This is a genomic window from Glutamicibacter sp. AOP38-B1-38 (assembly GCF_052377485.1).
In the GTDB taxonomy this organism is placed as follows: Bacteria; Actinomycetota; Actinomycetes; order Actinomycetales; family Micrococcaceae; genus Glutamicibacter.
Genome location: NZ_JBQSWU010000016.1, coordinates 51,726 through 73,645 on the forward strand (window position 1 = coordinate 51,726; position 21,920 = coordinate 73,645).

Annotated in this window: 23 protein-coding genes and 1 tRNA gene; 13 read left to right on the forward strand and 11 right to left on the reverse strand. The window is 61.5% G+C overall.

Going from position 1 to position 21,920, the window contains the following annotated elements:
- Nucleotides 1-205 precede the first annotated feature (205 nt).
- Nucleotides 206-658, forward strand: a complete 453-nt coding sequence (locus ACT3TP_RS10980) for a hypothetical protein (RefSeq protein WP_444620596.1) — start codon at nt 206-208, stop codon at nt 656-658.
- A gap of 111 nt (nt 659-769) precedes the next feature.
- Here ACT3TP_RS10980 and ACT3TP_RS10985 read toward each other — a convergent pair whose 3' ends face one another.
- From ACT3TP_RS10985 to ACT3TP_RS11005, 5 genes are all read right to left on the reverse strand, one after another.
- Nucleotides 770-1,231: a pyrimidine dimer DNA glycosylase/endonuclease V gene (locus ACT3TP_RS10985; protein ID WP_096285923.1), complete on the reverse strand. Its 462-nt coding sequence runs from the start codon at nt 1,229-1,231 to the stop codon at nt 770-772.
- A 9-nt stretch (nt 1,232-1,240) separates the two neighbouring features.
- On the reverse strand, nt 1,241-1,654 hold the full coding sequence (locus tag ACT3TP_RS10990) for a DUF779 domain-containing protein (protein WP_096285925.1): 414 nt from the start codon (nt 1,652-1,654) through the stop codon (nt 1,241-1,243).
- Nucleotides 1,655-1,762: 108 nt separating this feature from the next.
- Nucleotides 1,763-2,791, reverse strand: coding sequence for an alcohol dehydrogenase AdhP (gene adhP, locus ACT3TP_RS10995; protein WP_096285927.1), 1,029 nt, complete (start codon nt 2,789-2,791; stop codon nt 1,763-1,765).
- A 150-nt stretch (nt 2,792-2,941) separates the two neighbouring features.
- Nucleotides 2,942-4,465, reverse strand: coding sequence for an aldehyde dehydrogenase (gene adh / locus ACT3TP_RS11000; RefSeq protein WP_105553633.1), 1,524 nt, complete (start codon nt 4,463-4,465; stop codon nt 2,942-2,944).
- 127 nt (nt 4,466-4,592) lie between these two features.
- On the reverse strand, nt 4,593-5,504 hold the full coding sequence (locus ACT3TP_RS11005) for an EamA family transporter (RefSeq protein WP_444620597.1): 912 nt from the start codon (nt 5,502-5,504) through the stop codon (nt 4,593-4,595).
- 84 nt (nt 5,505-5,588) lie between these two features.
- Here ACT3TP_RS11005 and ACT3TP_RS11010 point away from each other — a divergent pair, with 84 nt between their 5' ends.
- Complete coding sequence (locus ACT3TP_RS11010) at nt 5,589-6,500, forward strand: LysR family transcriptional regulator (protein ID WP_444620598.1); 912 nt, start codon at nt 5,589-5,591, stop codon at nt 6,498-6,500.
- A 9-nt stretch (nt 6,501-6,509) separates the two neighbouring features.
- On the opposite strand, the gene ACT3TP_RS11015 is transcribed toward ACT3TP_RS11010, so the two are convergent.
- On the reverse strand, nt 6,510-7,730 hold the full coding sequence (locus ACT3TP_RS11015; protein WP_444616679.1) for a GAF domain-containing protein: 1,221 nt from the start codon (nt 7,728-7,730) through the stop codon (nt 6,510-6,512).
- A gap of 236 nt (nt 7,731-7,966) precedes the next feature.
- On the opposite strand from ACT3TP_RS11015, the gene ACT3TP_RS11020 reads away from it, so the two are divergent.
- The 7 genes from ACT3TP_RS11020 to ACT3TP_RS11050 all read left to right on the forward strand — a co-directional run bounded on the left by ACT3TP_RS11020 (nt 7,967) and on the right by ACT3TP_RS11050 (nt 13,528).
- Nucleotides 7,967-8,305 (forward strand): ArsR/SmtB family transcription factor, encoded by a 339-nt coding sequence (locus ACT3TP_RS11020; RefSeq protein WP_096285933.1) that lies wholly within the window; start codon nt 7,967-7,969, stop codon nt 8,303-8,305.
- 11 nt (nt 8,306-8,316) lie between these two features.
- Entirely contained in the window at nt 8,317-9,288 is a 972-nt protein-coding gene (locus ACT3TP_RS11025) for an SRPBCC family protein (protein WP_444620599.1), read from the forward strand.
- 58 nt (nt 9,289-9,346) lie between these two features.
- The gene (locus tag ACT3TP_RS11030; RefSeq protein WP_096285937.1) at nt 9,347-10,048 is read left to right on the forward strand and encodes a demethylmenaquinone methyltransferase; all 702 of its coding nucleotides are present in this window, start codon (nt 9,347-9,349) and stop codon (nt 10,046-10,048) included.
- Between the two features lie 274 nt (nt 10,049-10,322).
- A complete protein-coding gene (locus tag ACT3TP_RS11035; RefSeq protein ID WP_096285939.1) occupies nt 10,323-11,930 on the forward strand; it encodes an ABC-F family ATP-binding cassette domain-containing protein in 1,608 nt (535 codons plus the stop codon).
- A 72-nt stretch (nt 11,931-12,002) separates the two neighbouring features.
- On the forward strand, nt 12,003-12,254 hold the full coding sequence (locus ACT3TP_RS11040) for a hypothetical protein (RefSeq protein ID WP_096285941.1): 252 nt from the start codon (nt 12,003-12,005) through the stop codon (nt 12,252-12,254).
- A 73-nt stretch (nt 12,255-12,327) separates the two neighbouring features.
- Complete coding sequence (locus tag ACT3TP_RS11045) at nt 12,328-12,918, forward strand: dienelactone hydrolase family protein (RefSeq protein ID WP_096285943.1); 591 nt, start codon at nt 12,328-12,330, stop codon at nt 12,916-12,918.
- Between the two features lie 112 nt (nt 12,919-13,030).
- Nucleotides 13,031-13,528, forward strand: a complete 498-nt coding sequence (locus ACT3TP_RS11050; RefSeq protein ID WP_096285945.1) for a hypothetical protein — start codon at nt 13,031-13,033, stop codon at nt 13,526-13,528.
- An 83-nt stretch (nt 13,529-13,611) separates the two neighbouring features.
- On the opposite strand, the gene ACT3TP_RS11055 is transcribed toward ACT3TP_RS11050, so the two are convergent.
- Nucleotides 13,612-13,687, reverse strand: a tRNA-Lys gene (locus ACT3TP_RS11055).
- 315 nt (nt 13,688-14,002) lie between these two features.
- Between ACT3TP_RS11055 and ACT3TP_RS11060 the strand changes: the two genes are divergently transcribed.
- The 4 genes from ACT3TP_RS11060 (at nt 14,003) to ACT3TP_RS11075 (ending at nt 17,822) form a co-directional block, all read left to right on the forward strand.
- The gene (locus ACT3TP_RS11060) at nt 14,003-14,668 is read left to right on the forward strand and encodes a hypothetical protein (RefSeq protein ID WP_096285947.1); all 666 of its coding nucleotides are present in this window, start codon (nt 14,003-14,005) and stop codon (nt 14,666-14,668) included.
- Between the two features lie 61 nt (nt 14,669-14,729).
- Nucleotides 14,730-15,938 (forward strand): MFS transporter, encoded by a 1,209-nt coding sequence (locus ACT3TP_RS11065; protein ID WP_255248425.1) that lies wholly within the window; start codon nt 14,730-14,732, stop codon nt 15,936-15,938.
- A 242-nt stretch (nt 15,939-16,180) separates the two neighbouring features.
- On the forward strand, nt 16,181-16,795 hold the full coding sequence (locus tag ACT3TP_RS11070; protein WP_096285949.1) for a DUF47 family protein: 615 nt from the start codon (nt 16,181-16,183) through the stop codon (nt 16,793-16,795).
- 7 nt (nt 16,796-16,802) lie between these two features.
- On the forward strand, nt 16,803-17,822 hold the full coding sequence (locus ACT3TP_RS11075) for an inorganic phosphate transporter (RefSeq protein WP_096285951.1): 1,020 nt from the start codon (nt 16,803-16,805) through the stop codon (nt 17,820-17,822).
- On the opposite strand, the gene ACT3TP_RS11080 is transcribed toward ACT3TP_RS11075, so the two are convergent.
- From ACT3TP_RS11080 to ACT3TP_RS11095, 4 genes are all read right to left on the reverse strand, one after another.
- On the reverse strand, nt 17,819-20,140 hold the full coding sequence (locus tag ACT3TP_RS11080; RefSeq protein WP_096285953.1) for an FdhF/YdeP family oxidoreductase: 2,322 nt from the start codon (nt 20,138-20,140) through the stop codon (nt 17,819-17,821). The genes ACT3TP_RS11075 and ACT3TP_RS11080 overlap by 4 nt on opposite strands.
- A 17-nt stretch (nt 20,141-20,157) precedes the next feature.
- Nucleotides 20,158-20,991, reverse strand: a complete 834-nt coding sequence (gene fdhD, locus ACT3TP_RS11085; RefSeq protein ID WP_105553647.1) for a formate dehydrogenase accessory sulfurtransferase FdhD — start codon at nt 20,989-20,991, stop codon at nt 20,158-20,160.
- A gap of 88 nt (nt 20,992-21,079) precedes the next feature.
- The gene (locus ACT3TP_RS11090; protein WP_096285957.1) at nt 21,080-21,277 is read right to left on the reverse strand and encodes a helix-turn-helix transcriptional regulator; all 198 of its coding nucleotides are present in this window, start codon (nt 21,275-21,277) and stop codon (nt 21,080-21,082) included.
- Complete coding sequence (locus ACT3TP_RS11095; protein ID WP_096285959.1) at nt 21,277-21,741, reverse strand: hypothetical protein; 465 nt, start codon at nt 21,739-21,741, stop codon at nt 21,277-21,279. Before ACT3TP_RS11095 ends, ACT3TP_RS11090 begins: the two co-directional genes overlap by 1 nt.
- Between the last annotated feature and the right edge of the window lie 179 nt (nt 21,742-21,920).

The following is a 21,920-nucleotide window of genomic DNA, read 5'->3' on the forward strand; positions in this document are numbered from 1 at the left end:
GCTCGCGCCGAAGACTAAGGGCCCAATCCTTAGGCATCTACGCCACGGTGGCTCACGCAGAAATGCGCGACGCTGCTGTGGCGGCCTTGCTTTATGCTGCCACTAATCAGATTCAAGTGTTTTTGCGGACCTGCCGAAGGACTGAACTAAGGTTGGGTTCAAAGGTCGGCTACCTAGCCCGGCACCTGAGGTAAAGGAATTCCGCTTGGCTTGGTTTGGACGTAAGGAAACCGTTGATCCGGAGAAAATTCAGCGGGGCTTAGCCCTAGTCCCGCAGCTCGAAGGGCCGGGATTCATCCTGCGCGCTACGAGTGCGCCTGCAGGATTCAAGTCCCGCTCCTTGGCTACTGTTGCGGAAATTAGATTCGAATTGGGCGCCGGGTGGTTCCACCAAGATGATCTGCAACGGTTTTTCGATAGGAAAAATTCAATTGCTGAATCCTGGAATGGCAGCGATACCGAACTTTTCCTCTGCATGGTCTCAGGCGTCGCCAAAGGCTCCATGGCCGATAAAGCGCTATCGGCCCAAGCCGGGCTCCCCGCCGATTCCGCAGTCCTGCTTCGGCCGGCAATCGACGGGCTAGAGATCGTTCTACTGCTTGACTCCTTGCAGTTAGAGCGCATCTCGGTTTGGCTGCAAGCCGTGCCCAAGCTCTAGCGGCTACCGCACAGCAACGGCCAGTTGGACAGAAGACTGCACCAAGCGGTCCCTGCGGATTCAGTTTTCACGCAATTGCCTATCGAGGCCGTGTACCGAATCTTGAACGGTCTAATCGTCTGCGGCGTGAACGTCTTTTTCCCACGCTTCGACCGGACCGGGCACCACACGAAATAGCGGATGAGGCGGCAGCCCGCCGACCTCCCGCGCCATCAGTGCGCTGGCGCTTTCTGGGGCACGAATCTCCAGCTTGCGCAGCAGGTGGCAGTACTCGAAATTCAATTGGCCGCTGGTGACAGCCAGTTGACCGCGGCTCCCTGCTGGCACGGAGTGCAGAATTTTCGTCTGGTCAAACCGGTACCCGCGCTTCAACGATTCATCGTGAAGCCCCTGCAGGTATGCCCCCACCATCCGCAACGGGGCGCCCGACGCCCGGAAGCGGACCAATTGCGGGTGATTTACATAGCCGGCGGTCTGCCCGGCGAGAGTTTTCTGGGCCAGCAGTGTTTCACGCCAGCATGCGACAAGACCCTTGGCATCGAGCAGTTCGGGATGTAGGGACCAGAGGCGCATTCAATGATCCTACGCCGTGGGGAAGTCGATGATTTCGCTGCGGATGAGGAAACGTTTGCCTTCCGGAGCCTCCACGGAAAAGCCCGATCCCCGCCCGTCGACCACATCCACGGTGAGCTTGGTGTGCTTCCAGTATTCGAATTGTTCCTTGGACATCCAAAAGTCGATCTGCCCCAATTCTTCTCCCGTCGCGTCCTTTAGCTCCAGCACCCCGAGCAGGATGTCCGCATTGCCGGTTTTGAAATCGCCTGCCGGATAGCACATAGGCGATGAACCGTCGCAGCAACCACCAGATTGGTGGAACATCAATGGTCCATGGATATTCCAGAGTTTGCGCAGCAATTCCAGGGTCTCGTCCGTAAAGGCGACGCGGGAAAATTCTTCCCCAACGATCGCAGCCCGGGATTCGGTGACGGTGCTCATGGAGTACTCCTTTGCGATAGCGGTTAATTACCGCTGCCCGGATGCAACGATGGTTCGTTGAACCCGGGCAACGGTCCTTGCGGCAAACCCGTTAGGGCCAGTGTCCTACTATTTCTCCAGGTAGTCTATGACCACTCGTCCATCGATTTTGGCGTGACGCATCTCGTCAAAGACCGCATTGATATCTTCCAGTTTCCGGGTGTGGAATGTCGGTTTGATTTTGCCATCCGCATAGAATTCCAGAGCCTCGATCATGTCCTGGCGGGTGCCAACAATTGATCCACGGATGGTCAAGCCTTTGAGCACAATGTCGAAGATTGGTGCGGGGAAATCACCGGCAGGCAAACCGTTGAATACGATCGTTCCACCGCGCCTGGTCATGCCAATAGCCTGCCCAAAGGCTGCCGGGTGCACTGCGGTAACCAGCACACCGTGAGTTCCACCGATCTTTTCCTGGATGACGTCGGCAGGTTCCTGCGCGAACGCGTTGACCGTGATTTCCGCGCCATGCTTGGTCGCCAGCGCGAGTTTCTCGTCTGCCACATCAATGGCAACCACACGCATTCCCATGGCAACCGCGTACTGCACGGCGATGTGGCCCAAGCCTCCGATGCCGGAAATTGCGACCCATTGGCCCGGGCGCACCCCGGTCATCTTCAGCCCTTTGTACACGGTCACTCCAGCGCATAGCACCGGAGCGATCTCATGCGGGTCGGATCCTTCCGGAATCTGCGCGGCGAATTTAGCGTCGACTAGCATGTACTGGCCAAAGGAACCGTCCAGCGAGTAGCCTCCGTTGGCTTGGGACTCGCACAGGGTCTCCCAGCCGGTACGGCAGAACTCGCAGCTACCGCAAGCGCTGGCCAGCCAGGCATTTCCAACCAGGTCTCCAACCGCTACCTCGATGACGCCTTCGCCGATCTTTTCAACTGTTCCCACACCTTCGTGGCCGGGGATCAGCGGAAGCTTCGGCTTGACCGGCCAATCGCCTTCCGCCGCGTGCAGGTCAGTGTGGCAAACACCGGAGGCAATCAGCTTCACCAGGGCCTGCCCTGGGCCGGGCTCGGGAATCGGCGCGTCCTTGATCAGGAGCTCTTCTCCGAAGCCTTCAACGGTTGCGGCTTTCATCGTAGTCATGTAATTTTTCCTTTGCATGGTTTTGGAGGCGTGGGAGCACACGTGCATGTCCGGGAATGAGTCCAATCGTGCCCCGGGCGAGCACCTAGGTGACCCCACGCCTTCGGGGTCTCTTGAATTTTCTAGCGTAGCCGGCGGCAGTGTGCCGGCTTAGAAGAAGCCGAGCTTGTTCTCCGAGTAGGAGACGAGCAGGTTCTTGGTCTGCTGGTAGTGATCCAGCATCATCAGGTGGTTCTCTCGACCGATACCGGAGGATTTGTAGCCACCGAAGGCCGAGTGCGCCGGGTAGGCGTGGTACTGGTTTACCCAGACACGTCCCGCTTGGATATCGCGGCCTGCACGGTAGGCGGTGTTGCCGTTGCGGCTCCAGACGCCGGAGCCCAGACCGTAGAGGGTGTCGTTGGCGATGCTCAGCGCGTCGTCGTAGTCGCTGAATTTCGTCACCGCTACGACCGGCCCGAAGATCTCTTCCTGGAAGATGCGCATCTTGTTCTGGCCCTCGAAGATGGTCGGCTGCACGTAGTAGCCGCCTTCCAGGTCACCGCCGAGTTCCGCCCGGGCACCACCGGTCAGCAGCTTCGCGCCTTCGGCCTTGCCAATATCCAGGTAGGAGAGGATCTTCTCCAGCTGGTCGTTGGAGGCCTGCGCCCCCATCATGACCTCGGTGTCCAGCGGGTTGCCCTGCTTGATGGCTTCGGTGCGGGCGATGACCTTTTCCATGAACTCGCCGTAGATGCTTTCCTGGACGAGTGCTCGCGATGGGCTGGTGCAGACCTCGCCCTGGTTCAACGCGAAAAGCGTGAACCCTTCTTGCGCCTTGTCGTAGAACGCATCATCCTTGGCCGCGACGTCCTCGAAGAAGATGTTCGGGGACTTTCCGCCGAGCTCCAAGGTGACCGGGATCAGGTTCTCGGAGGCATACTGCATGATCAGCCGGCCGGTGGTGGTTTCGCCGGTGAACGCGATCTTGCGAATGCGCTTGTTGCTCGCCAACGGCTTGCCGCACTCTACGCCGAAACCGTTGACGATGTTCAGCACACCGGCAGGCAGCAGGTCACCGATGAGTTCGGCGAGCACCAGAATCGAGGCGGGGGTTTGTTCGGCGGGCTTGAGGACTACCGCGTTGCCGGCAGCTAGCGCTGGAGCCAGCTTCCAGACCGCCATCAGAATTGGGAAGTTCCACGGGATGATCTGACCGACCACACCCAGCGGCTCATGGAAGTGATAGGCCGTGGTGTCCTCATCCAGCTGCGACAGCGAACCCTCCTGGGCGCGGATCGCACCGGCGAAGTAGCGGAAGTGGTCTACCGCCAGCGGGAGGTCTGCATTCAGGGTTTCACGCACCGCCTTGCCGTTATCCCAGGTCTCGGCGACGGCAAGCATCTCGAGGTTGTCCTCGATTCGATCCGCAATCTTATTCAGGATGACCGCGCGGGCCGCCGGGCTGCTCTTGCCCCAGGCTGGTGCGGCCGCATGGGCGGCGTCCAGTGCTAGTTCGATGTCCTCGGCGGTTGAACGGGCCACTTCGCAGAAGGACTTTCCGGTAATGGGGGTGACGTTTTCGAAATACATGCCCTTCACCGGGGCAACCCACTCACCACCAATATAGTTCTCGTAGCGCGATTTGAAATTGACTAGTGCCCCATCGGTGTTCGGGTTTGCGTAGACGCTCATTGCTTCACGACTCCTTCGTCATCATCCGTGCGGTGGCGGAATGTTTCCGCCACCCGGCCATGAATGTGACTCTAGTCACTCAAAGGTTGCGGTTAGGTTGCATGCCCTGCGCCGCAGCCAAGGAAGTTCAGTGCGGCATGGCCGGAGACGGGGAGTCCACCGCCGCCGGTGCGCCTGCAGCCGGATCGCGCCGCCCGGTGCGCGTGGCGCCGATGCCGGCCAAGATGACCAGCACAATGCCCGCAATGGCCGCCGGACGCGGGATCTGCTGCAAGAAGACCAACCCGACGACCATGGCGATGGCAGGCTCAAGGCACATCAGGGTCCCGAACGCCGAGGCAGTCAGCCGGCGCAGGGCCAGCAGCTCGAGGCTGAAAGGGATGACCGGCAGCAGCAGCCCGAGCCCAAGCCCGATGGCCAGCACCTGCAGGTCCATCCGGCCGATCACCTCCGGCCCCACCACCGCCGTGGCGGCAATGGCAGCGACGGGCATCGAAATGGCCAGGGCGCCAATGCCGTCCAGCGCATCCCCGGCGCGCTGCGTAAGCAGGACATAGAGGGCCCAGCAAGCGGCGCCAACCAGCGCGAAAAGCACGCCCGCCAGATCCGCGGAACCCTGCCACGGCTCGGTCAGCCCGAGCACGCCGGCCGCCGCGACCAGCGCCCACCAGCGTCCGGCGCCGCGGCCCTGGACGATGGCCACAGACAGCGGACCCATGAACTCCAGCGCGCTTGCGGTGCCCAGCGGGATCGTCTCCACCGCCTTCATGAACGCCAGCGTCATGCCCGCGGTGGCCAACCCCAGCAGAGCGCAGATCCCCAGCGTTGCCCGGGAGAAGCGCAGGCGCCAAGGGCGGGCGATGGCCACCAGGATGACAGCGGCCCAGGCTAGGCGCAGCCAGGCGACGCCCTCGGAGCCCAGAGTTCCGGCAAGTCCAATCGATGCGGCAAGGCCTAACTGCACGCAGCCCATCGCGGCAAAGGCCATCAGCGAGCCGGCCCCGGCGGAGTTGGAGGTGCTCGCGGCAATTGAATTCATGGCTCCAGTAGAGCCGAGAAAAGCCATCCATGTCCACGCGAGAATCATCAACATATTGTCAATGAAACCTGCACAATGGAACTTATGGATACCCGCCGCCTGCAATACCTGTACGAGCTGGCCCGCATGGGCTCGATGCGGGCCGTCGCGGATGTGCTCGGAACCACCACCTCGACCGTCTCCCAGCAGATCGCGCAGCTGGCCAAGGAAACCGGAGCCCGGTTGCTGGAACCCGACGGGCGCGGCGTCCGGCTCACCCCGGCCGGCCGCCGGCTAGCCGAGCACGCGCAGAGCATTCTTGGCGCAGTCGACGCAGCGAAACTGGATCTGGACCCGGAAGCCGCTCCCTCGGGCACCCTGCGGGTCGCGGGATTCGCCACCGCGATCCGCACCACGCTGATGCCCATTTTCGAGGAGCTGGCGCTAGCGCACCCCGCAGTGAGGATCGTGGTGCTGGAGCACGAGCCCGCCGAGGCCCTGGCCCGGCTGGCGGTGGACGAGATCGATCTGGCCCTGACCTACGACTACAATCTGGCCCCGGACGATGCCGGACCCGGGGTGGAAACACTTCAGCTGTGGAGCACCCCATGGGGACTAGGGGTGCCCACCACCGACGCCGCGCAGCTGGCCACCGGCGGCGGGGCCCCTGATGCCCCCGCGGTGCTGGCAGCTTTCCGCGACCGCGACTGGATCGGGAATTCGCGCAACGTCGCCGACGAGTCGGTCCTGCGGCTACTGTCCTCGATGGCCGGATTCACCCCGGCCATGCGCCACCAGGCCGACAGCCTGGATCTGGTCGAAGACCTGATCCTGGCCGGGCTAGGCGTGGGACTGCTACCGGAAAACCGGCCAGGGCGGGATGGGATCACGATTCTGCCGCTGCAGAACCCCGACCTGCGACTGCGCGCCTTCGCCCGGACCCGCAAAGGGCGTGGCGCCTGGCCGGCCCTCGCGCTGGTGCTGGAGAAGATTCGCCAGGGACGGCAGCACGGATAATGGAAGCGCCTACGCCTCCAGCTCTTGGACCTCTGCAACAATCAGCGAACGCGCCGGCGAATCGGCTGGCAATTCGCGCAAGGCCGCACGCAAAAGGTCGGCATCGGCCAATTGCCGGCCAAGATTCAACAGCTGCTGCGGCCGACCCCGGTCCAGCGCCATTTCCCGCAACGCCGCCTCGGTCCGATGACGCAGCATCAGGACCCCCGGGGCCTGCGAGCGAACCAATAGTCCGGGCGAATACAATTGCAACGCCGCTTCCAGGTCCCCTAGCTCCAGCGCATCCCACAGGCGGCCCAAGGTCGTTTGCAGAGCCCACTGCAGCCGGTAGGGCCGGGAGGTCAGCGTCCGTCCGGGAAGTTCGGCCAGGACCTTGCGCAACCTGACCATTTCGGCGCGCACCGTGCCTTCGGCCGCCGCATCGGGCCGCTCGAAAAGCTCCTCCACCAGCCGGGCGGTATTCATGCCATCACGGTGCTGAGCCAGCAGCGTCAGAATTTCGGCATGCCGCAGTGAAATGGGCAACGATCCCAGATACACCCCCTCGCAGCGGCCCAGATCCAGATAGTCGGGGTCCGCCACGACCCCGACTCCCGGCAGGAGCAGCTGGGTTTCGGCGGCCATGACGGCCGCTTGCAGCAACGGCATCGAATGCGTGGCGATCGCATCCGGGCCGCCGGTCAGGTCGATCGCGCCAATTACCTGTCCGGTGCGCGGGTTCCGAATCGGGACCGCCGAGCAGCTGTACTGCTGCGCCCGCTCATACAGGTGCTCAGCGCCCGATACCTGCGACCCGGACCCGGTGGCCAGCGCCATTCCGGGGGCGGAAGTCCCCACAGACCTCTCGGCCCAGTCGGCACCCGCCATGAAACCGACCCCTTCGGCCTGGCTCAGTGCACCATTGCTGCCGGCAACCCACAGCAAGGTCCCACCAGCATCGGCCAAGGCGACCAGCAGATTGGCGTCCGTAGCCGCGGGCACGAGCAGCTTTTCAAACACCGGCCAGATGCGCTGCAGTTCGCTCCGCTCGCGTTCCAGGCGCAACCGCTCGTTGCTCAGCACGGCGGGCTGTTCGACGGCCGAGGCGTGGGCCAATGACCTCTTCCAGGATTCGCGCACATCGTGCCGCAACGGAAGATCACCCAAGCCAGTGTCGGGGGCGCCTAGGAGTTCGCGGGCTTGCAAGGCCTGGCGCGACGCGTCAGTCCAATTTATGGCGGGCCCGCTCATATGCCTCCCCTACCCGGATGAATGGATCGCTTTTGCAATTCCACCCAGCTTAGGCGAACTCCGAAAGTTTTAGTAGAGCCTGCCTCGCATTGCATGGAGGGGCCCAAAAACAAGGCGATAAATCATCTAGAATAACGCTACCCATAGTCGACAAGTAGCCTGAATTCTGGTTGAATTTCCACTTTTCTGCCCATTCCTCTTTACCTTCCCTAAGCATCGGAGTATCGTACAACCAAATGGTTGTATATAAGTTGAGCGAAGAGCAGACGAACAAGGTTTTCCGCGCCTTGGCAGATGCCACACGAAGAGACATCGTGAGGCGAACCCTGCACGCCGAGGTCAGCATCTCCGAACTGGCCGCCAGCTACGACATGTCTTTTGCAGCAGTGCAAAAGCACGTGGCCGCGCTGGAAGCCGCCGGCCTGGTCAGCAAGATCGCACGTGGCCGCGAACGCATAGTTCGCGGGCAGCCGGACACCATCCGGCACGCGCAGGAACTACTCTCATCCCTCGAGGACATCTGGCGCCAGCGCATCAGCCGGCTTGATGATTTCCTCGCCGACGAGACTCCCTAAGGAGCAATCTCATGCCCGTCACATCAGTTGTCAAAGACGCAGAATCCCTCACCCTCACGGTCCACACCGAATTCCCGGTCAAGGTATCCCGGCTCTGGGATGCCTACCTCGATCCGCGCCAGATCGAGAAGTTCTGGGGACCGGTCGAATATCCGGCTACATTCACCCGTCACGACGCCGCACCAGGCGGCCGCACCCAGTACCACATGACCTCGCCCGAAGGAGAGGAGTTCCACGGCTACTGGGAATGGAACGAAATCGTCGACCAGAAGTTCTTCGAAGTCACCGACGGTTTTGCAAATGCAGACGGCACGCCCAACTCCGAGCTGCCGACCACCCGCACCGTCTTCAGCTTCGACCCGCAGCCAAACGGCACCAAGCTGACCATCACGGCGAATTTCGATTCCGCGGCAGACCTGGAACAAGTCGTCGACATGGGCATGATCGACGGGACGCGTTCGGCCATGAGCCAGATCGAACAGGTGCTGGTGGACCTGCGCAACTATGCCCAAACGTTCGCCACCGAAGCCCAGATTCTTTCGGATACCCAAATTCGGGTTAGCCGCATCATTCGCGGAACCCGCGATCAGGTTTGGCAGGCACACCATGACGCGGCGCTTATGAAGCGCTGGCTGCTTGGCCCCGACGGTTGGAAGATGACCGAATGCGTTCTGCCCGAGTCCGTAGGTGGAAGCTACCGCTACCGGTGGGAACCGGAGACCGGCACCGAGGGGCAGGGCTTCGGCTTCACCGGCGAGCTGCTCGAACGACTGCCCAAGTCCTACGAGCGAACCACCGAACAAATGATCGACACCGACTATCCGCCGACTATCAACGAGTCGACATTCGCCGACAGCAGCGCGGGGACGCTGCTGTCGATTGTGATCACCTATCCCGATGCCCAGACGCGCGACATGGTGCTGGCTACCGGAATGACCGACGGAATGGAGGCGAGCTACGCGCGGCTGGAATCTCTGCTCTGAACGCGATTCGCCCCACATCCGGCGCTCGGGCATCGTCAGATATGAAACACTTGGAAGCATGACTTCCCACAATGTGCGCGCAGGCCTGGATAAGCAGGCCAACCAGGTCCAGGAGATGTTCGATAACGTAGCTCCCCGCTACGATCTACTCAATACCCTGATGACCGGCGGCATCGTGAATTACTGGCGCAAGATCACCACCGAGGCGATCGCCCCCAAGGCCGGCGAGCGCATCCTGGACCTGGCCGCCGGCACCGGCACTTCGTCGATGCCGCTGGCCAAGGCCGGAGCCACGGTGACCGCCTGCGACATGTCCGAGGGCATGCTGGCCGAGGGGCGCAAGCGCTACCCGGAGCTTGAGTTCGTCTACGGTGACGGAACCGACCTGCCGTTCGAGGACAACTCCTTCGACGCGGTGACCATCTCCTACGGTCTGCGCAATATCTCGGACACCGAAAAGGCCCTGTCCGAGATGCACCGCGTCACCAAGCCCGGCGGGCGCATCGTGGTAGCCGAATTCTCCACCCCCACCGTCGCTCCGATCAAGGTGGCCTACCAGCAGTTCCTGCCGCGCGTTATCCCCGCGTTGGGCTACATGGTCTCCTCGAACCCTTCGGCCTACGCCTACCTGGCCGAGTCGATCGCCGCCTGGCCAAACCAGCAGGACTTGGGCCAGAAGTTCATCAATGTCGGTTGGAAGAACGTCGAATTCCGCAACTTGACCGGCGGCATCGTCGCCGTGCACCGCGCCTGGAAGTAAACCTCAGCACTAACCGCCATTCGGCCCGTATCCGCAAATGGATGCGGGCCGAAAGTGCTCGAGCGCACCTTTTCCCGTCCCATCACCTGCTGTTACACTCGATGGCATGGATACCTACTAAGCCAGCCAATGACCAAGCATCATATCTCCGGTGCAATCCGTTCATTTAGGCTACCGGCTTCGGTATCCCTTTTTTATGGCTCCTTTAATTAGTTGAGCCAGTCTCGCGATCCCTAAGCTCGGCAGCCTCGTCACATCCGTGGGAGAGCCACTTATGTCTTCGACTCCGCCGATCACACTGCACAACCTCAGCTTCAGTTGGCCCACCGGCGAGTGCGCCCTCACTAGCTTGGAAGGCACTTTCCCTTCGGGACGCACGGGGCTTACCGGGGCAAACGGCAGCGGCAAATCAACTCTTTTGAAACTCATTGCCGGACAGCTAAGTCCTAGCGAAGGCAGGGTAGAGGCTTCGGAAGAGCTCGCCTACCTGCCGCAGACCCTTACCTTGCATCGGGACACCACCGTGACCGAACTGCTTGGGATCGATAAAACCTATCGCGCGCTGAAAGCTATCGAAGCCGGAAGCGTAGATCCCGAAGATTTTGACGCGGTCGGAGACAGCTGGGATCTGGAGGCCCGGCTGGAGGCCGAACTGAGCCCCTTGGGACTCGGAATGCTGGATCTGGATCGCCAGGTCGGCACCCTATCGGGCGGCGAGGCGATGCTGCTTGCGGTGATCGGCCTGCGGCTAGCCGCACTACCCATCACGCTGCTCGACGAACCCACGAACAACCTCGACAAGCCAACCCGCGAATTGCTGTACGGGCTCGTCCGCTCCTGGAAGGGTACGTTGATCGTGGTCAGCCACGACATCGAAATGCTTGAGCTCATGGATCACACGGTGGAGCTGTACGCAGGAAAACTCAGAGTTTTCGGCGGACCCTACAGCGCCTACCGCGAACAGTTGGAGACCGAGCAGCATGCGGCCGAGCAGGCAGCAAAAACGGCTAGCGCTTCCTTGAAGGTGGAAAAACGCCAACGCGTCGAAGCCGAAACCAAACTCGCCCGCGCCAAACGCAAGGGGCGGGCCGAGCAGCTGGGAGGCGGCATCCCCAAGATTCTGGCCAATCATCTACGCCAAAAGTCCGAAGCCAACGCCGGAAAGATGCGTTCAAACCTCGACGGCAAGGTTGACAGCGCGCAGTCCAAACTCGATCGGGCCGAAGAACGAGTCCGACCGCAAGAGCATATCAATCTGGAATTACCGGACCCGAAACTGCCTGTCGGTAAACAGGTTGCCCAACTGAGTTCGGCCGCCGGAACTCACATCATCCAAGGCCCCGAACGCGTGGCGCTCATCGGTCCCAACGGTTCGGGCAAGACCACGTTGTTGCGGCAGCTGCTCTCCGGGGACGAAGCCGGTGCCGGACCGTCTGGAAGACTCTATCTGGATCGGGTCGGTTACCTGCCCCAGCAACTAACAGGGCTTGACGAAGAGCGTAGTGCCATCGAGAACGTAGGCGAGGTCGCCCCATCAGCCACGCCCGGGCAGGTGCGGAATATGCTCGCACGCCTGTTGCTCCGCGGAGCGAGCGTTGACCGTCCGTTGTCTGCGCTTTCCGGCGGAGAGCGTTTTCGCGTCTACCTGGCCTCGCTGCTGCTGGCCGAACCACCCGTGCAACTGCTCATTCTCGATGAACCGACAAATAATCTGGATCTCGAGAGTGTGCGCCAGCTCTGCGAGGCGCTGGCCCTCTATCGCGGCGCCTTATTGGTGGTCAGCCACGATCAGCATTTTCTGGACAAGCTGAATTTGGACTACCTGTTGGAGCTGTCTGCGGAAGGAACCATGGCTAAGTCCTATCCCACGCCGGTTCGGTAGCACCTCGGCGGCGTGTTGCCGGTTTACACTTGATCAAAGCACACCGCCGAGGACCCCGAAAGCAAGTTGAAAATGTCCTACCCCCAGCGCACCGTCGAAGTAGTCACCACCGGCCTGGTCATCGATCAGTCTGCAACTCTGCTCTGGAACGACATCCGACGAGCATTCATTTACGAAACCGGATCCGGCCAGGAGACCCTCACCTGTGCCGAGTTCATGCTGACCGAGGGCTACAGCGTAGAGATCAACAGCCAGATGCCTGGCTGGGATTCGGCTATCGAGCACCTGCCGCAACGCATCGAGAATCTGGTTGACGAACGCTAGGATTCTCATTGACCCGAAGCATCTAGGGTCATAGGCTCGGTGGCGTAATCACCCGCCTCTGCTGGGAGCCTCGATGGCCGAGATTGTCTTGTTTCACCACGTCCAGGGCCTCACGCCCGGCGTACGAGCCATGGCCGAAGAGCTGGAAACCGCCGGCCACCTGGTGCATGCTCTCGATCTCTATGACGGCGCGCTGCCGGAATCCCTTGAGGCCGGACTGCAATTGGCAAACTCAATTGGTGAAGCTGAGATCAACCAGCAGGTCTCTGCCCTGCTCGATTCGCTACCCCAAAACTTGGTGTTTGCCGGCACCTCGTGGGGAGCCGCATTGGCCCAACGGTACGCCCAGCAACGTCCCGGAGCCTTGGCCGCCGTCTTCTTAGAATCATTCGTTGATCTGGATGCCGAATGGGGTTTCGGACCTTGGCCAGCCTCTGTGAAGGCCCAGATCCACGGCATGGACGCCGATCCGTTTTTTGCATCGGAAGGTGACCTGGCAGCCGCTCAAAAATTTGTTGCGGGGCCCGGAACCGGCCTCGCTGAACTCTACACCTACGCGGGAGATCAGCACCTCTTCACCGATAGCTCGCTTAGTTCCTGCGATCCGAAGGCACGGGCCCTGGTTATGGAACGCGTCCTTGGGTTCTTGGCAGCATGGGCATGATGGCACCTAGGCACTGGTTATCCACAGATCTTCTGAAGTAGCCCCAGACTTCTGAAGCTGCTTCTAGGCTAAGCGGACTGGCAACTTTCCACTCAGCTTCCAGGAGCACCCCATGGCCGTCAGCAAGAAACGTCATCAGCACACCCACCGCGAGCGGCGCCGTCAACGCGAACGCTGCGAAGTCCAGGAACGCGCAACTCATCGCCGACATCGCTTCACCGTTGCCGTCAATGATCTGTGCAATGCTGACGGGTACGACGAGGTCCGTGCCGCATTACGCCGGGTGCAGAAGATCGCCCCGGATAAGGAAGAGATGCTTACCAGCGTCCTGAACGCCGAACCAGGGGAACTCTTAGCCGGTCGTCGAGGCTGGAAATCTGTCACCAATAATCTCAACGACGTCGAAAGCGAGTTATGGATCTACACTCCAACCATCCCGAAGGATTGGGATGAATCCTCGGTCGACCAACCCACGACGCTCGTCGTTTGGGAATATGGCTGCTGCGAAATCGTTCCCGCCCTGCGCGGCGGAACACGTGCCCACAAAATTGTCTTCTACGACAATCCGTTCCGCCTCATTCGGGAATTCACGCAGATAGAGAGCTGGTAAAGACTCAGGCCGCCCCGGGCCTGATTCAACATGAAAAAGAACCGGGGTCCACTTGCCTGAGCAAGTGGACCCCGGTTCTTATGTGGTGCGCCCTGCGGGGGTCGAACCCGCGACCAATGGATTAAAAGTCCAGTGCTCTACCAACTGAGCTAAAGGCGCACGGCCGAAGCCAAAATCCATAATACCCGAAGTAGCGATTCATCCTTAATCGAGCCAATTTTCGTGGCGTTGCAAGGGGTCCATGGCCGGCCAGCGGCCGCTCTGGAACGCGCTATCGCAGGTAGTTGCAGACCCCTCATAGTGTCGGTGAAGAATGCAATTCATTGTAGATATCGGGGCAAGCTTCCTCTCCGCCAGCACCCTCTCACGCTGAAAACCCCGACGCCTTCCGCGAATAACCAGTATTTTGGTATGCGTCGTTTCACACCCAGCCCGATGGGGCGCCGTCCACCAAAGAGGAGTAGTCTCGAAGCCATGAAAGGTGCACGCGCAGGATCCAAAGTTGGCCAAGTCGCAGGGTTCAGACATCACAAGCCACGGCCCTTCGCTCCCATAGATTTCGACCCCTACGAAGGCGGCGCCGACCCGGCGCGCATCTCGGAAGCAGCTCATCTTTCGGCGCAGGCCTTCGTTCGCCGCGGAATCGCGAACGAGGACCCTGAGGTTTCGCAAAGGCTAATTCAAGTCGCCGAAACCGAAGGTCTAGAGGTCCTTGCCGAACTCTGGTCCGAAGCCCCTGCGAGGTCCCTGCCAGGAGCCTTGTGGCGCCTCTATGCCATCCGCGCGGCAACCATGAACAACGCTGAAACCATGTCTGCCCGGTTCCGTGCCGGATCCCATCGTGCCGAGGTGGAACGCCTGGTGGCCGGTGTTGCCGAACCGCCGACGGCCGAAGAACTTAAAAACATGGCAACTTCCATCCTTTCCGGAGCCTTCGACGGAGACTTTGCCCACGCGTTGGAGCGCACCGCGGCCTATTGCCGGGTTCTCGCGTTGGGAATGACCGAGCATGCAGACGCGGCAGATCTGGCGCATGAAACCCGCGGCTCGAAACTGACCGCCCGAGCCAAGTCGATGGCGAACACCGCAGAGGACTTGGAAGCCTGTGCCCGGCTCTGGCGGCAGGGCACGTTGGACTGATTGCCAACCATAAGCCTATAGGATTGATTTGAGATACTGACGGCGAGAAAAGGTAGGCATAGTGGGCGCGGAAGCCAATAGTGCAGCTTCTGGAACCCTGCGATGGCTACTGATCCTCGTCGCTACCGCCCTTCTTTCGCAGACCACGCTGAACCTCGTACGCCCGGTCACCACATACAAGCTCATATCCCTGGATGCCGGTCCGGTCACGGTGGGGCTCGCCACCGCGGCATACGCCCTGTTGCCGATGGTCACCGCGGTGTGGCTGGGACGCTTCAGTTCACGCATCCCCAAAATTCGCTTTCTCATGCTCGCCGGAGCCGGGTTGATGGGGCTGGGATCATTGGGCATTGCCGCAGCTCAGGGATACATCATGGTGGCCGTTGCCAGCGCGATACTGGGCATGGGGCATTTGATGTTCACCATTGGCGGGCAGTCCTCCATCGCCCGCTATTTTCCCGATGACCAGCTGGATAAGGGCTTCGGCTGGTTCACCGCCGCGTACTCGGCCGGCCAGTTCCTCGGACCGCTGATCGCAGGAATCATCCTCGGCACTTCCACGGTGGCCGACTCCCCCGAACGCATTGCCGATATCAATCTTTCGCTGTGGATCGGCGGCGCCTGCGCGTTGCTTGCCATTCCGCTGCTCCTGCCTAATCTGCAGCCGAGAATCAAGAAGGTTGCTGCCAGCTCCACGCCTGGGCCACAGGCTTCGATGGTTTCGATTCTCAAGGTCAAAGGCATGCCTTCGCATATGCTCGCCTCGCTGACATTGCTGTCGATCTTGGACATCCTCACCGCATTCCTCCCCTTGGTGGCAGAAAAGCATGGCGTAACACCGGCCGCCGTGGGTGTCTTGCTGGCAATCCGAGGCAGCGCTTCGGTGGTCTCGCGGCTCTTCCTTCCCTGGATCTCACGCCACTTCAGCCGCAAGTCAATACTGCTCACCAGCCTGTATACGGCGGGCATAACCATCGCCCTTGCGCCCCTGTTCATCGATACGCTCTGGCTCGCCGGATTGGCGCTGCTGATCGGTGGGTTCTTCCTCGGCATGGGTCAACCGGTGACCATGACCATGGTGTCCACCTCCGTGCCCTCGCAGGACCGCGGGGGAGCACTCGCGGTCCGCCTGATGGGCAATCGTCTGGGCCAGGTGATCCTGCCGATGGCCGCCAGCACCGTGGCAGTCGGGGCGGGGCCGGCCGGGGCCATCTGGTTCTGCTGTGGCTTGCTGTGCCTCAGCGGCATCGAGAAATCACTGCGTAACTAACGTGAGAATGCGCACGCGGTTCCCCCTATGGTTGACAGCAAGCGCTTAGTGCGAGAAAACTAGTAGACGGTGCCGGGCCGCTGGTAACCCCGGGCTCCAAAATTCTGCCGCTTCGAGCGGCCTTCCGCCGAGAGGCGTTCCCGGCCCGGCATCACTTACGTTTCGAAGTTAACCTTTGCGACGTAAACTGTTCAGCGTTAGTACCAAAACTGTGACCTGAGACGAATGGTGCGCCGAACAACGTGAAGTTCCAAATCTTTCCTTCAGCATCGCGCGGCATTGAATTGCTGAGCGACTTGGCAAGCACCATCCGCAATTCGGTGGCCAGCGTTTCCGAAATGATCGGCAATCCCGAGGGACGTTCCGAGCAGCTCAAGGAGCTCGCCACGGCGGAAGCCCAAGCCTCGGATCTCTTGCACGCGTTGCTCACCCATCTGCGTACCAGCTACATCAGTCCGCTACCGCGCGAAGACATGTACATGTTTTCGCGGCTGCTGCACGAAACCATGGAGCAGCTACGCGGCATTGGCGAACTGATCAATACCTTGGGTTCCACACCGCTGTCGGAACGAGCCGCCGAGCAGCTGGAACTGATCTCTCAGCTCGCCGAGCTCGCCTCGAATTCCGTGCGAAGCCTGAATAAGCTTGATGATTTGGAAGACAACTGGCTGCAGATGATGCAGTACTCAAAGCGTGCGGCGCGTACTCACCTGGTTTGGATTGATGAAATCTCCAACTTTTCCAAAGCCTCCACAATTCACAAGCATCAGCGCGTAGCCGATCACTTGCTGCTCACCGCGAACACCCTGCGCCAGTTCTCCGATCACCTCGGCCGCGTGCTGGTCAAGGAATCCTAGAAAACTCATGGATTTGCTCCCCTTATTCACCACCATCGCCATCGTACTGACTCTGGGTTATGCGGTGCTCAACGGGTTCAGGGACTCCTCTACCGCCGTCGCGGCGGCCGTACGTACCCGTGCGCTGAGCCCGGCTATCGCGGTCGGTGCCGCCGCCTTGTTCGCCTTCATCGGCACCATGGCGACCACCACCTTCAGTACGGTGCTGATCAGCCGGTTGAACATGCAGCTGCCCGACGGCACCGTCGGGATGAAGTTGTTGATCGCAGCGCTCTTGGCCGCCGGGGCCTGGCTGCTGATTTGCTGGTGGCGAGGCATACCGGTCTCCTCCACGCACGCTCTGATCTCCGCGTTGGTCGGTGCCGGTGCGGCGAACTCCTGGCTGGGCAATGAGTCGCTGGGGGGCGCGGTGGACCTCTTTACCCGCTCCGTACTGCTGCCACTGCTGGTCACCCCGCTCATCGCGTACACCGCCTCCTTCTTGCTGGTGGTCCCGGCAACCTGGCTGATGCGCCACGATACTTCCCGGGACGTCAATACCCGCTCCCGAGCGGGCCAGGCTATCGCGGCCTGCGCCGTGGCGCTGGGCCTCGGGCTGCAGGACGGCCAGCGTACCGCGGCAACGATCACCCTGGTGCTCATCACCGGCGGACATATGGATCCGGGACCGGTGGCCTTGGCCATTCAGCTGATCGCCGCTTCGGCGCTGTCTTTCGGGGTGCTCCTCGGCGGCTGGCGAATCACCTATACGCTCTCGCGCCGGCTGGTGAATTTTGATCCACTGCGTGGCATGGTCGCCCAAGGCGTCGCCGCGACCATGCTCTACGTCGGCTCGATGCTGCTGCACCTGCCGCTGTCCACCACCCAGGCCGTCACCAGCTCTATTGTCGGCGCCGGCGCGAACCAGGCCTTCGAGTCGGTCGTCTGGTACCGGGTCGTGAAGGTCTACGGGCACTGGATCGCCACCCCGGCAATCTGCATACTTGCCGGGGCGATCCTGGCCCTTGCCATGGACCCGGTGGGCTAGCTATCCAAGGTCGGTCCGGGCTGCTCGGTATGCGGCACGAAGCGTACGCTCATCGCCTTGAAGCCAGGAGTATTGGACTCGCGGGCGACTAGTCCGCGGTGCACCAAAGCGTTGGCTTCCGGGAAGTAAGCCGCGGCACACCCCTTTGCCGTCGGATAGGACACCAGACGGAACCTGTTCGCCCGGCGTTCGGTGCCGGCGAAGGTCGAGATCACATCGACCAGCTCGCGGTCCTTGAACCCCATTTCGGCCAGGTCCTCCGGGTGAATGAGGATTACCCGACGCCCGTCCTTGATGCCACGGTACCGGTCATCCAGTCCGTAGAACGTGGTGTTGTACTGGTCATGGCTGCGCATGGTCTGCAAGATCAGGTGGCCTTCCGGGGCCTTGAGCGCCTCGAAAGGCGAGACCGTGAACCGGCCCTTGCCGATGTCGGTGGCGAAGGAGCGTGTATCGCGTGGCGCGTTGGGCAGCACGAACCCGTTGCGTTCGCGCACCCGCCGATTGAAGTCCTCGAATCCGGGCAGCACCCGAGCGATATGATCACGGATCACGTCATAGTCCTCGGCCATGCCCCGCCAGTTCACGACGTGGTCATCGCCCAGGATGGCCTGGGCCATGCGGGCCACGATCACCGGTTCGGACAGCAGATGCTCGGAGACCGGGGTGAGCCGGCCCTGGGTCGAGTGGATCACCGACATCGAGTCCTCCACGGAGAGGAACTGCGCACCCTTTGGGTGCTTATCGTCCTTGTCCGTGCGCCCCAGCGTCGGCAGGATCAGCGAGGTCTGCCCGTGCACCACGTGGGAACGGTTTGGCTTGGTGGAGATGTGCACCGTGAGCTTGGCACGCTGCATGCCCGCTTCGAGCAACTCGGTTTCCGAGTTCGCCAGGGCGAAGTTGCCGCCCATAGAGACGAACACGTCCACCTCGTCCTGCTCAAAGGCGTCCAAGGCCTCCGTGGAGTCGTAGCCATGGGCGCGTGGGGAGTCGATGCCGAATTCGGCATCCAGCGCCTCCAGGAGCTCTTCTGTGGGCTTCTCCCAGATCCCCATGGTGCGGTCGCCCTGCACATTCGAGTGGCCGCGTACCGGGCAAGCCCCGGCGCCGGGCTTGCCGAAGTTGCCTTGCAGCAGCAGCAGGTTGATGATTTCCTTCAGCGTCGGCACCGAATGCGGCTGCTGGGTCAGGCCCAGCGCCCAGCAGAAGATGGAGGCCTTGGAAGCAATGAGCAGTTCGGCGATCTCGGTGATCTGCGCACGGGTCAGGCCGGTGGCCTCTTCAGTGGCTTCCCAATCCAGTTCGGCGCGGGCGCTCTTGTAGGCTTCGAACCCGTCGGTCACCTCGGCGACGAACTTCTGGTCCACCACGGATCCCGGATTCTTCTCCTCCTCTGCGAGCAGGAGATGCCCGAAGGCCTGGAAGAGCGCCAGGTCTCCACCGACCTTGATCTGCAGGAAGTGCGTGCTGATTTCGCTCGGCTTGCCGAGCATGCCGCCCACGGTCTGCGGGTCTTTGAATCCAAAGAATCCGGCCTCGGGCAGCGGATTCACCGCAACGATCTTGGCCCCGCGTTTGCGTGCGTCGGCGAGCGCCGACAGCATCCGCGGGTGGTTGGTTCCCGGGTTCTGGCCGACCACGAAGATCAGTTCGGCGTGGTCGAAGTCTTCCAGCGAGACGGTGCCTTTGCCGATGCCGATGGTCGGATTCATGGCCGAGCCCGAGGACTCATGGCACATGTTCGAGCAGTCGGGCAGGTTGTTGGTGCCCAGCGAGCGGGCGAGCAACTGGTACATGAACGCCGTCTCATTTGCCGTGCGCCCCGAGGTGTAGAAGACACACTTCTCCGGGGTGCTGGCGTTGACGTGCTCACCGATGGTGCTGAAGGCTTCGGCCCAGCTAATCGGCTTGTAGTGGGTATCTCCGGCGCGGATGATCATCGGTGCGCTGATGCGCCCCTGCGAACCAAGCCAGTATTCTGTTTTTTCGCGCAATACGCTGATCGGGTGCTGTTCCCACCACTCCGGGGTGACGGTGCGGGCGCTGGCTTCCTCGGCAATGGCCTTGGCACCGTTCTCGCAGAATTCTGCCGGCTTGCGCGCCCCGGTAATCGATTCGGGCCAGGCGCAACCCGGACAGTCGAATCCACCGCGCTGGTTGATGCGCGCCATGGAAAGCAGGGTGCGGCTTACCCCTGCTTCGGCGAAGCCGCGTTGCAAGGAAACGGCGACGGCCTTGAGGCCGGCGGCGCTGCGCTTGGGGTCACCGACCTTGAGATCATCTTCATTGATGTCATCTTTGGGGGCTGGGAGATGCATGGTCTTCCTCCACTGAGCTACTGAGTGCCTAAAATGCGTTGGGCATGAGTGTATAAGTTGATGCTGTTCCCACGGGAGAATCCGGCCAGCGTTACGCCACATTCATCTGCCAGCTCTACGGCTAGCGAAGAAGGTGCGCTGACGGCACTGAGCACCGGGATTCCCGCCATGGCGGCTTTCTGCACTAATTCGAATGACGCGCGTCCGGAAACCTGCAGAATTGTATGGCTCAGCGGCAGGCGGTTATCACGCAGCGCCGCGCCGATGACCTTGTCCACCGCGTTGTGCCGCCCCACGTCTTCGCGCAGGATGAGCAGCTCACCGGTGGTGCTGAAAAGCCCCGCGGCGTGGACCCCGCCGGTGGAGCTGAAGAGCTTCTGGGAGTCGCGCAGGGTGTCCGGCATCGCCAACAGCACCGCGAGCTCCAGCCGCCCGGCTTCAGGATCGAGTTCGTAGCTGGATTTCTTGCGGACCTCGTCGATGGAGTTGGTTCCGCAGATGCCGCAGGCCGAGCTGGTCACCACGTTGCGGGCCGCGGACGGGTCAGGAGGCTGGGCGCCGAAGCCCAATTGGGCCTCGATGACGTTATAGGTTTGGTTGCCCTCATCGTCGGTGCCCATGCAGTAGCGCATGGCGGTCAGCTGCTCGGAGCGCGCAATGATTCCCTCGGCGTGCAGGAAGCCGGCGACCAAGTCGAAGTCGTCCCCTGGGGTGCGCATCGAGGTGGTGAATGCGGTGGATCCGAAGCGGATCTCCAATGGCTCTTCACCGGCGAGCTTTTCCTCGCGGACAAAGCTGCTACCGCCCAGCGTGGCGCGGATAATGCGCCGTCGCAGGATCTTGCGTCCCATTGCGGTATCTCTTTTCTTGCAAGTGCCCTGAGTCACATACCAACGTAACCTAAAATCTGCTTCCGGCGCATCCCCGTGACTTCATTTATTACTTGGCGTCCGGCCGGAAGAGGTCTTCGATCTTGCAGTCGAAGACCTCGGCGAGTTTGAACGCCAGCGGCAGGGACGGGTCATAGCGGCCCTTCTCCAGCGAAATGATCGTTTGCCTGGAGACTCCGAGCTCGTCGGCGAGCGCCTGCTGGGAGAAGCCACGCTCCAAGCGGCGTGCGGGCAAGGTGTTTTCCACTACCCCTCGACTCGCTTGATCAGCCAGTAGCGCACCGCGAAGTCCACCATGGCCAGCAAGACGACACCGGCTAATACCAACCCGATCGAGGCCTGGACCTGCAGGAAGGAAAACACCGCGCCACCCAGGCCGCAGACGAGCAGGAGGTCCTGGAAGACCCCGACCGCAGCCTTGTCGTACCACTGGGATTCCACCGATATCTCGGGATTCTTCGTGGCCCCGCGCAAGGTATCCCGGTCCAGCAGCAGCGCCCAGCAGGCCACCGAAAGCACCGGCAGCAGGCCGGCCATCATGACCAGGGCCGCCATTACGAAATTTTCCGGGAAGTTCAGTCTGGCGAAGAGCAGTCCCCCGCCGGCGGAGAGCAAGATCCCCACTAGCAGGCTGGTGATGATCAGCGCCGCCGAGCCGCCGCCGAAGCGCGATCGCCCCCACTTGGACTGGGCCACGGTTTTCGTATTCATCTCAACTCCTGGTTCAACCTCTCAGCACGTAAATCAAACTTTACAGTCAAGCGACCTTTACATCATTGCTTAAAAACCAGCGGCGCCTTGCTTTCGCATGGCGCCGCTGGCGGTGATCCCCTCCAGGATCCCCGGAAGACCCCCCTTCCGGTCCGTCTGCCGCCCCGTCGCAATAGGGG

What these genes read in the sequence shown, in the direction of transcription:
- ACT3TP_RS10985 (WP_096285923.1), bottom strand. Translation starts at nt 1,231, where the DNA reads ATGCGCCTCTGGTCCCTACATCCCGAACTGCTCGATGCCAAGGGTCTT.
- ACT3TP_RS10990 (WP_096285925.1), bottom strand. Translation starts at nt 1,654, where the DNA reads ATGAGCACCGTCACCGAATCCCGGGCTGCGATCGTTGGGGAAGAATTT.
- adhP (WP_096285927.1), bottom strand. Translation starts at nt 2,791, where the DNA reads ATGACTACGATGAAAGCCGCAACCGTTGAAGGCTTCGGAGAAGAGCTC.
- adh (WP_105553633.1), bottom strand. Translation starts at nt 4,465, where the DNA reads ATGAGCGTCTACGCAAACCCGAACACCGATGGGGCACTAGTCAATTTC.
- ACT3TP_RS11005 (WP_444620597.1), bottom strand. Translation starts at nt 5,504, where the DNA reads ATGAATTCAATTGCCGCGAGCACCTCCAACTCCGCCGGGGCCGGCTCG.
- ACT3TP_RS11010 (WP_444620598.1), top strand. Translation starts at nt 5,589, where the DNA reads ATGGATACCCGCCGCCTGCAATACCTGTACGAGCTGGCCCGCATGGGC.
- ACT3TP_RS11015 (WP_444616679.1), bottom strand. Translation starts at nt 7,730, where the DNA reads ATGAGCGGGCCCGCCATAAATTGGACTGACGCGTCGCGCCAGGCCTTG.
- ACT3TP_RS11020 (WP_096285933.1), top strand. Translation starts at nt 7,967, where the DNA reads ATGGTTGTATATAAGTTGAGCGAAGAGCAGACGAACAAGGTTTTCCGC.
- ACT3TP_RS11025 (WP_444620599.1), top strand. Translation starts at nt 8,317, where the DNA reads ATGCCCGTCACATCAGTTGTCAAAGACGCAGAATCCCTCACCCTCACG.
- ACT3TP_RS11030 (WP_096285937.1), top strand. Translation starts at nt 9,347, where the DNA reads ATGACTTCCCACAATGTGCGCGCAGGCCTGGATAAGCAGGCCAACCAG.
- ACT3TP_RS11035 (WP_096285939.1), top strand. Translation starts at nt 10,323, where the DNA reads ATGTCTTCGACTCCGCCGATCACACTGCACAACCTCAGCTTCAGTTGG.
- ACT3TP_RS11040 (WP_096285941.1), top strand. Translation starts at nt 12,003, where the DNA reads ATGTCCTACCCCCAGCGCACCGTCGAAGTAGTCACCACCGGCCTGGTC.
- ACT3TP_RS11045 (WP_096285943.1), top strand. Translation starts at nt 12,328, where the DNA reads ATGGCCGAGATTGTCTTGTTTCACCACGTCCAGGGCCTCACGCCCGGC.
- ACT3TP_RS11050 (WP_096285945.1), top strand. Translation starts at nt 13,031, where the DNA reads ATGGCCGTCAGCAAGAAACGTCATCAGCACACCCACCGCGAGCGGCGC.
- ACT3TP_RS11060 (WP_096285947.1), top strand. Translation starts at nt 14,003, where the DNA reads ATGAAAGGTGCACGCGCAGGATCCAAAGTTGGCCAAGTCGCAGGGTTC.
- ACT3TP_RS11075 (WP_096285951.1), top strand. Translation starts at nt 16,803, where the DNA reads ATGGATTTGCTCCCCTTATTCACCACCATCGCCATCGTACTGACTCTG.
- ACT3TP_RS11080 (WP_096285953.1), bottom strand. Translation starts at nt 20,140, where the DNA reads ATGCATCTCCCAGCCCCCAAAGATGACATCAATGAAGATGATCTCAAG.
- fdhD (WP_105553647.1), bottom strand. Translation starts at nt 20,991, where the DNA reads ATGGGACGCAAGATCCTGCGACGGCGCATTATCCGCGCCACGCTGGGC.
- ACT3TP_RS11095 (WP_096285959.1), bottom strand. Translation starts at nt 21,741, where the DNA reads ATGAATACGAAAACCGTGGCCCAGTCCAAGTGGGGGCGATCGCGCTTC.